Source organism: Micromonospora sp. NPDC049679 (assembly GCF_040659735.1).
Taxonomy (GTDB): domain Bacteria; phylum Actinomycetota; class Actinomycetes; order Mycobacteriales; family Micromonosporaceae; genus Micromonospora_I.
In genome coordinates, this window is the sequence record NZ_JBFANZ010000079.1 from 1 (window position 1) to 6,725 (window position 6,725).

Annotated in this window: 6 protein-coding genes and 2 pseudogenes; all 8 read right to left on the reverse strand. The window is 72.2% G+C overall.

Translation table 11 applies throughout. The features are described from left to right. Positions 1 to 196 (reverse strand): annotated as a pseudogene (locus AB0J06_RS26105) (hypothetical protein); the annotation flags it as partial. A 105-nt stretch (positions 197 to 301) separates the two neighbouring features. Further along, positions 302 to 1,240, reverse strand: coding sequence for a copper transporter (locus AB0J06_RS26110; RefSeq protein WP_357432296.1), 939 nt, complete (start codon positions 1,238 to 1,240; stop codon positions 302 to 304). Between the two features lie 27 nt (positions 1,241 to 1,267). Then, positions 1,268 to 2,446 (reverse strand): putative cytokinetic ring protein SteA, encoded by a 1,179-nt coding sequence (steA, locus tag AB0J06_RS26115; RefSeq protein ID WP_357432297.1) that lies wholly within the window; start codon positions 2,444 to 2,446, stop codon positions 1,268 to 1,270. A 154-nt stretch (positions 2,447 to 2,600) separates the two neighbouring features. Beyond that, on the reverse strand, positions 2,601 to 4,358 hold the full coding sequence (gene recN, locus AB0J06_RS26120) for a DNA repair protein RecN (RefSeq protein ID WP_357432298.1): 1,758 nt from the start codon (positions 4,356 to 4,358) through the stop codon (positions 2,601 to 2,603). A gap of 68 nt (positions 4,359 to 4,426) precedes the next feature. After that, positions 4,427 to 5,311: an NAD kinase gene (locus tag AB0J06_RS26125; protein ID WP_357432300.1), complete on the reverse strand. Its 885-nt coding sequence runs from the start codon at positions 5,309 to 5,311 to the stop codon at positions 4,427 to 4,429. After that, the gene (locus tag AB0J06_RS26130; RefSeq protein ID WP_357432302.1) at positions 5,308 to 6,147 is read right to left on the reverse strand and encodes a TlyA family RNA methyltransferase; all 840 of its coding nucleotides are present in this window, start codon (positions 6,145 to 6,147) and stop codon (positions 5,308 to 5,310) included. Before AB0J06_RS26130 ends, AB0J06_RS26125 begins: the two co-directional genes overlap by 4 nt. Before the next feature lie 32 nt (positions 6,148 to 6,179). Continuing rightward, positions 6,180 to 6,425, reverse strand: coding sequence for a hypothetical protein (locus AB0J06_RS26135; protein ID WP_357432304.1), 246 nt, complete (start codon positions 6,423 to 6,425; stop codon positions 6,180 to 6,182). An 11-nt stretch (positions 6,426 to 6,436) separates the two neighbouring features. Then, a pseudogene (locus AB0J06_RS26140) lies at positions 6,437 to 6,725 on the reverse strand (hypothetical protein); the annotation flags it as partial.

Here is a 6,725-nt window from a genome sequence, read left to right on the forward strand (position 1 = left end):
GAGAATTTTTCGCCGGCTGATCTTTCGCATTGGCTTTTCCCGGCCCGCCGGCGAGGGTGACGGTGCGGCCACGGAAGTTGGTGCGCTGCAGCGTCTCGGCGGACGGCTGCGCGGTGACCGCGCGCAGCGCGGTGCGGGCGGCGAGCGCCCCGGCGCCGATCAACACCAGTCGACCAGCGACACGCCGCGCGCTCACCGCATTCCCCCTGGCCTTGTCGTGCGCGCCGGACGGCGCGTCAGCGGCCGTCAGCTTAACGGAACGTCGATGCCGGCGCGGGACGCCGCGGGTCCGGCTCCGCGGTTATCCGGCCTGCTTGGGCATCAGCGACGTCGCGCCCGACCCCAGACCGTAGTGGCCGGCCTTGTTGAGCCCGACCTGCTCGGCGGTGGCGAGCGCGGTGACCACCTGGCCCTGCGCGGTGTTGGCGTTGTCGACGGTGGAGATCGTCTTGGACAGCGCCGGATCGCTACGGATGCCGGCCACGATGTTGCCGTTGCTGGAGCCGGTCCCGGCGACGACGATCCGGCCGGCCTTGTCGAACTGGTCGACCATGGTCACCACGGCGGCGTCCTTCTTCGCCGAGTCGCGGTCGACGTACGGCTGGCCGCTCACCACGACGATCACCTCGGCCGGGCCGGCGATCTTGCCCTCGATGGTGATGTAGCCGGCGTTGCTGTACGCGCTCAGCACCGCCTTGAGGTCGGCTTCGGTGACCGCGGCGGTGCCCTGGGGACGGTCGAGCAGCGCGGTGGCGAGCAGCGCGCTGGAGGTCTCCACTCCGTCGCTGTTGCCGGGCAGCCCGGTGGTCTGCGCGCTCGGCTGCGACGCGCGGACGGCGAGGTCGAGCAGCTCGAGGCTGTTGTCCGGGTTGACGAACTTGTCCTGCACGTCGATCCGACCAGTGACCTTGGCGCCGGCCGCGCCGAGCATCTTCGTCACGCCGTCGACCTGGTCACGGCCGCTGGGCGTGGCGAGCATGAGCACCCGCCGGTCTTTGAGTTTGCCGGCGAGCAACGTGTTCGCCGCCTCGTTGGCGAAGTCCTCCTCCCGGTTGACTTCTTCCTTGAGGCTGTTGACGGTGTCGCGCAGCTGCTGGTTGTCTTTGCGCAGACCGTTGACGTTGTCGCTGAGCGAGTCGGCGACCGGTCCGTTGAGCGCCGCGGTGCCCACTACCAGTCCGATCGCCAGCGCGAGGAAGACCGCGGTGAGGGACACCACGTGGTATCGGAAATTGATCACGCCTACAGCCTCTTGATCGGTCGGGGTCTAGAAGAGCTGTCCGAGCTGAAAGACCAGATTGTCCCACCACTCGGAGACGACCCCGAGGTAGGCCTTGCCCACCGTGGACACGGCTACCGCCGACGCCATGGCCGCGATCGCGGAGAGCACCAGCAACAGGAGCGACGAACCCGAGATGTTCTGTCGGTACAGCCGGCTCACGCCCTTGGCGTCGACCAGCTTGCCGCCGACCTTCAGTCGGGTGAGGAACGTCGATGCCATGCCGCCGCGCCCCTTGTCCAGGAACTCGACGAGCGTGGCGTGGGTCCCGACGGCGACGAGCAGGGACGCCCCCTTCTCGTCGGCGAGCAGCATCGCGAGGTCCTCGCTGGTCGCGGCGGCCGGGAAGGTGATGGCGCTGACCCCGAGCTGGTGCACCCGGGCCAGCCCGGGCGCCCGCCCGTCCGGGTAGGCGTGCACGATCACCTCCGCGCCGCAGCGCAGCACGTCGTCGGTGACCGAATCCATGTCGCCGATGATGATGTCGGGGGTGTAGCCCGCCTCGACCAGCGCGTCCGCGCCGCCGTCGACGCCAATGAGCACCGGCTTGAACTCGCGGATGTAGGGCCGCAGCACGTCCAGGTCGGCCTTGTAGTCGTAGCCGCGAACGACGATCAGACAGTGCCGCCCGCCGATCTGCGTCGCGATGTCGGGCACGCCGACACCGTCGAGCAACAGGTCGCGCTCCTGCTTGAGGTATTCCATCGTGTTGGCGGCGAACGCCTCCAACTGCACCGACAGCCCCTCGCGGGCGTCCGACATCGCCTTGGCGACCGACTCCGCGTCCTGACGGGTGCCGTGCGCGATCGGCTCGGCGCCCACGAAGACCGTGTTGCCGTCGACGCGAACGCTGTCGCCCTCGCGCAACTGCTGGAAGACGCTCTCACCGAGATCGTCGATCAGCGGGATGCCCGCCTCGATCAGCACCTCGGGCCCGAGATTGGGATAGCGCCCGGACACCGACGGCTTGGCGTTGAGCACAGCGGCCACACCGACGGCCACCAGCGAGTCGGCGGCGACCCGGTCCAGATCGACGTGATCGATCACGGCGATGTCGCCCGGGCGTAACCGACCCGCCAGACGCTTGGTCCGGCGGTCAAGGCGCGCGATGCCGGCAATAGTCCCGGGTTCGGCGTTCCGGGTCCGGCGCAACGTGGGTAAACGCATCGGGACCATCCTGGCACGTTAGACAGACTTTTCCTGTCGCGACATGCCTGAGCAGGGCGGCTAGGACCCCTCCGACGCACGCGCGGCAGCCGCCTCGACTGCGGTGCAACGCGCCCGGAGCGACCATGACGTGTCATACGTCACACCGTTGCCGCTACGGTCGCCGCTCGCGGGCCGCCACGGCCAGCAACTCCTCCGCATGTGCGATACCCAGGTCGGAGTCGGGCAAACCGGCGAGCATCCGGGCCAGTTCCCGCGCACGTTCGGTGTCCTCGACGACGCGGACGCCACTGGTCGTCACAGCGCCGCCGGTGTCCTTGGCGACCACCAGGTGCCGGTCGGCGAACGCCGCGACCTGCGGCAGGTGGGTCACCACCAGCACCTGGTGGCTGCGCGCCAGCCGGGCCAGGCGGCGCCCGATCTCCACCGCGGCCTGTCCACCGACGCCGGCATCCACCTCGTCGAAGACCAGCGTCGGCGGCCCGCCCGCGCCGGCGAACACCACCTCGATCGCGAGCATCACCCGGGATAGCTCACCTCCGGAAGCCCCCCGCTGCAACGGCAGCGACGGCGCACCGGGATGAGCCAGCAGTCGCAGCTCGACCTCGTCGGCGCCGTCCGGGCCGACCGCGGCCTCGGCACCCCCGACCGTCAGCGTCGACTCGCCGCGTCCCGCCGGCCGCGGCAGCACCGCCACCTCGATCCGGGCGTGCGGCATCGCCAACCCGGCCAGCTCGACGGTCACCTCGTCGGCGAACCGTCCCGCCGCCTGCCGGCGCGACGCCGACAGCCGCTCTGCCAACTCGGCCACCTCGCCGGCCAACCGCAGCCGCTCCCGATCGAGCTCGTCGAGCAGCTCATCCGAGGTGTCGAGCTCGGTCAGCCGGCCCCGGGCCCGCTCCGCCCAGGCCACGACGCCGTCGACATCGTCGGCGTACTTGCGGGTCAGACTCCGCAGCGCCGCCCTGCGCTCGTAGATCACCTGCAGCCGGGCCGGATCGGCGTCGAGCATGGCCAGATAGCCCGACAGCTCGGCGTCGACATCGCCGATCAGCGTCGCCGCCTCCTCCAGCCGCGCCGCCAACTCCCCCAGCGCCCGGTCGACGCCCGCCTGGGCCTCGAGCGTGCGCCGCGCCGTGCCGAGCAGACCGACCGTGTCGGGCGTGTCGTCCCCGGCGTCCACGCCGCCGGCGAGCACCTGATGGGCCACCTGCGCGGCGACGCGCAACCCCTCGGCGTGCTCCAGCCGCTGCGCCTCCGCCTTCAGCTCGTCGTCCTCCCCCGGCTGCGGATCGACCCGGGTTATCTCGTCGAGCCCGAGTCGCAGCAGGTCGGCCTCCTGACTGCGCTCGCGGGCGTTGCGCCGGCGGTCGTTGAGGTCGTCCTCCACCCGCCGCCACTGGGCGTGCGCCTCGCGCAGCGTGTCGAGCAGCTTCTCGTGCTCCGGCCCGGCGAACCGGTCGAGCGCGGCACGCTGCTCGGCCGGACGCAGCAGCCGCAGCTGATCGGACTGTCCGTGCACGGCGACCACCTGCTCGCCGACCTCGCCGAGCATCGACACCGGCATGCTCCGGCCGCCGACGTGTGCCCGCGAGCGACCCTCGACCGTCACGGTGCGGCTGAGCAGCACCGAGCCGTCGTCGTCGGTCTCCGCGCCGGCCTCGGCGATCCGGGCGTGCACCACGGTCGCGGTCGGCTCCTGGAGACGCAGCCTCCCCTCGACCACGGCACGACCCGGGTCGGCGCGCACCCGCCCCGCGTCGGCCCGCCCGCCGAAAAGCAGCCCGAGGCCGGTGACGACCATGGTCTTTCCCGCGCCGGTCTCGCCGGTGATGACGTTCATGCCCCGGGTCAGCGGCAACGTCGTGTCCTCGATGACGCCCAACCCGGTGATCCGCAGCTCTTCCAGCACAGCCACAGACAGTAGTAGCGGGCCCCGACACTTGACCACCCGACAACACCGGGCGGCATCGCCGACGGTTATCCGGGGTTGCCGCGCCAGCCGTCGACCGGCAGCCCGAACTTGGCCACCAAACGGTCGGTGAAGGGTCGGGGCCGCAACCGCACCACCCGGACCGGAAGCCCGCCCCGGCGCACCGTCACCCGCGTACCCGGCGGCAGGTCGTAGACCCGTCGGCCGTCGCAGCACATCACGGCCAGCGTGGTGTAGGGGTCAACCGTGATCACGAAAGTGGAGGTGGGCGCGGTCACCAGCGGCTTGCTGAACAGCGCGTGCGCGCTCACCGGCACCAGCAGCAGCGCCTCGACCTCAGGCCAGACCACCGGGCCACCGGCGGAGAACGCGTACGCGGTGGAACCGGTCGGAGTGGCGCAGACCACGCCGTCGCAGCCGTACCGCGACAGCGGCCGGCCGTCGACGTCGACCATCAGCTCGAGCATCTGGGCCCGCTGGCCCTTTTCGACACTGACCTCGTTGAGCGCCCAGGACTCGATCGCCTCGTCCCCGTCGATCTCGGCACGCACTTCCAGGGTGAGCCGTTCGTCCACCGTGTACGCCCGGTCGACCACGTCGCGCACCGCCCGGTCGAGATCACCGATCTCGGCCTCGGCGAGAAACCCGACCTTGCCCAGGTTGATGCCGAGCAGCGGCGCCCTGGCGGGACGGGCGAGCTCGGCGGCGCGCAGGAACGTGCCGTCCCCGCCGAGCGCGAACACGATCTCCGCCCCCTCGGCCGCGGCGAGCCCGCTGATCGGCACCACGCCGGGCAGCTCAAGGTCGACGGCCTCCTCGGCGATCACCCGTACCTCGAACCCGGCGGCGATCAGATCCCGCGCCACGGTGCGCGCGTGGTCGGTGCTACGCCGTCGCCCGGTGTGGATCACCAGCAGTGCGACCCGGCTCATCCGGCTTCCTCTCCCGACGTCACGGCCCCGCCGGTCGGGCCGGCCGCCACGACCGCCCGGACCCGGTCCTCGTCGGCGCCCGGCGCGCCGCGGCGTAACCATACGAAGAACTCAACGTTGCCGCTGGGGCCGGGGAGCGGGCTCGCCGCCACCCCCGCCAGGCCGAGACCCAACGCGTACGCCGCCGCCGCCACGTCCAGCACCGCGTCCGCGCGCACCGCCGGATCCCGCACCACGCCGCCGGCGCCGACCCGTTCCTTGCCCACCTCGAACTGCGGCTTGACCATGAGCGCCAGATCACCGTCGGACTCGGTGCACTCGGCCAGTGCCGGCAACACCAGCCGCAGCGAGATGAAGGACAGGTCGGCCACCGTGAGCGCGACCGGCCCGCCGATCGACTGTGGCGTGAGGGTGCGCACGTTGGTGCGCTCCAACACCCGTACCCGCGGGTCGCTCCGCAGCGACCAGGCCAACTGTCCATATCCGACGTCGACCGCCACCACCTCGGCCGCCCCGGCGCGCAGCAGCACGTCGGTGAAGCCGCCGGTGGAGGCGCCGGCGTCCAGGCAGCGCCGCCCGTCGACGGTCAGCCCGTCCGGACCGAACGCGGCGAGCGCCCCGGCGAGCTTGTGGCCGCCGCGCGAGACGTAGTCCTGAATCGGATCGGCACCGGTGACGAGCACGGGGTCAGCCGGGTCCACCATCGCCGCCACCTTGCGCGCGACGACCCCGCGCACCTGCACCCGCCCCGCGTCCACGAGGGTCGCGGCCTGCTCGCGGGAGCGGGCCAGGCCGCGACGGACAAGCTCGGCGTCGAGCCGGGTACGGCGTGCCATGCGCGGGTTTCTCCGAAGGGATCAGTGGCCGGTCAGGCCTGGTCGATGGTGGCCAGCGTCTCCTGCAGCGTGCGGTGCGCGGCCTCGTACTGCGCGATCTGGTCTCGGGGCGGCAGGTCGACGGCGTTCTCCATCGCCTGGATCACCGCGTCGACCGCGGGATGCCCCGTGCCGCCCTCGCCGTCGCCGCCCGTGCCAACCGCCGGCCAGCTGGCGGGCGACGGCGGCGGCAGAGCGGGCCGGTGCGGCGGTGGACCGGGCCGGAAGGGTCCGGGCATCGGCGCGCTGCTCACGCGGCACCGCCCGCGACGGTCCGCTTGCGAGGCGTCGCCTTCTTCGCCGCGGGCTCAGCGCGCTTGCGGGCCGCCTTGCCGGGCGTCGCGTTCGCGCCCTCGGCCGGCTCCGGCGTCGCCTTCTTCACCGCGGTCGGGGTCCGCTTCGCCACGGTCTTCACCGCGACCGCCTTCTTGGCGACGGCCTTCTTGGCGAGCGCCTTCTTCGCGACGGCGCGCGGCGTCATCGCCTCGGCGGCGGCGGGAGTCGGGGTCGGCGCGCCGGCAACCGGTTCGGCCGCCGCC

What these genes read in the sequence shown, in the direction of transcription:
- steA (WP_357432297.1), bottom strand. Translation starts at nt 2,446, where the DNA reads ATGCGTTTACCCACGTTGCGCCGGACCCGGAACGCCGAACCCGGGACT.
- AB0J06_RS26125 (WP_357432300.1), bottom strand. Translation starts at nt 5,311, where the DNA reads ATGAGCCGGGTCGCACTGCTGGTGATCCACACCGGGCGACGGCGTAGC.
- AB0J06_RS26130 (WP_357432302.1), bottom strand. Translation starts at nt 6,147, where the DNA reads ATGGCACGCCGTACCCGGCTCGACGCCGAGCTTGTCCGTCGCGGCCTG.
- AB0J06_RS26135 (WP_357432304.1), bottom strand. Translation starts at nt 6,425, where the DNA reads ATGCCCGGACCCTTCCGGCCCGGTCCACCGCCGCACCGGCCCGCTCTG.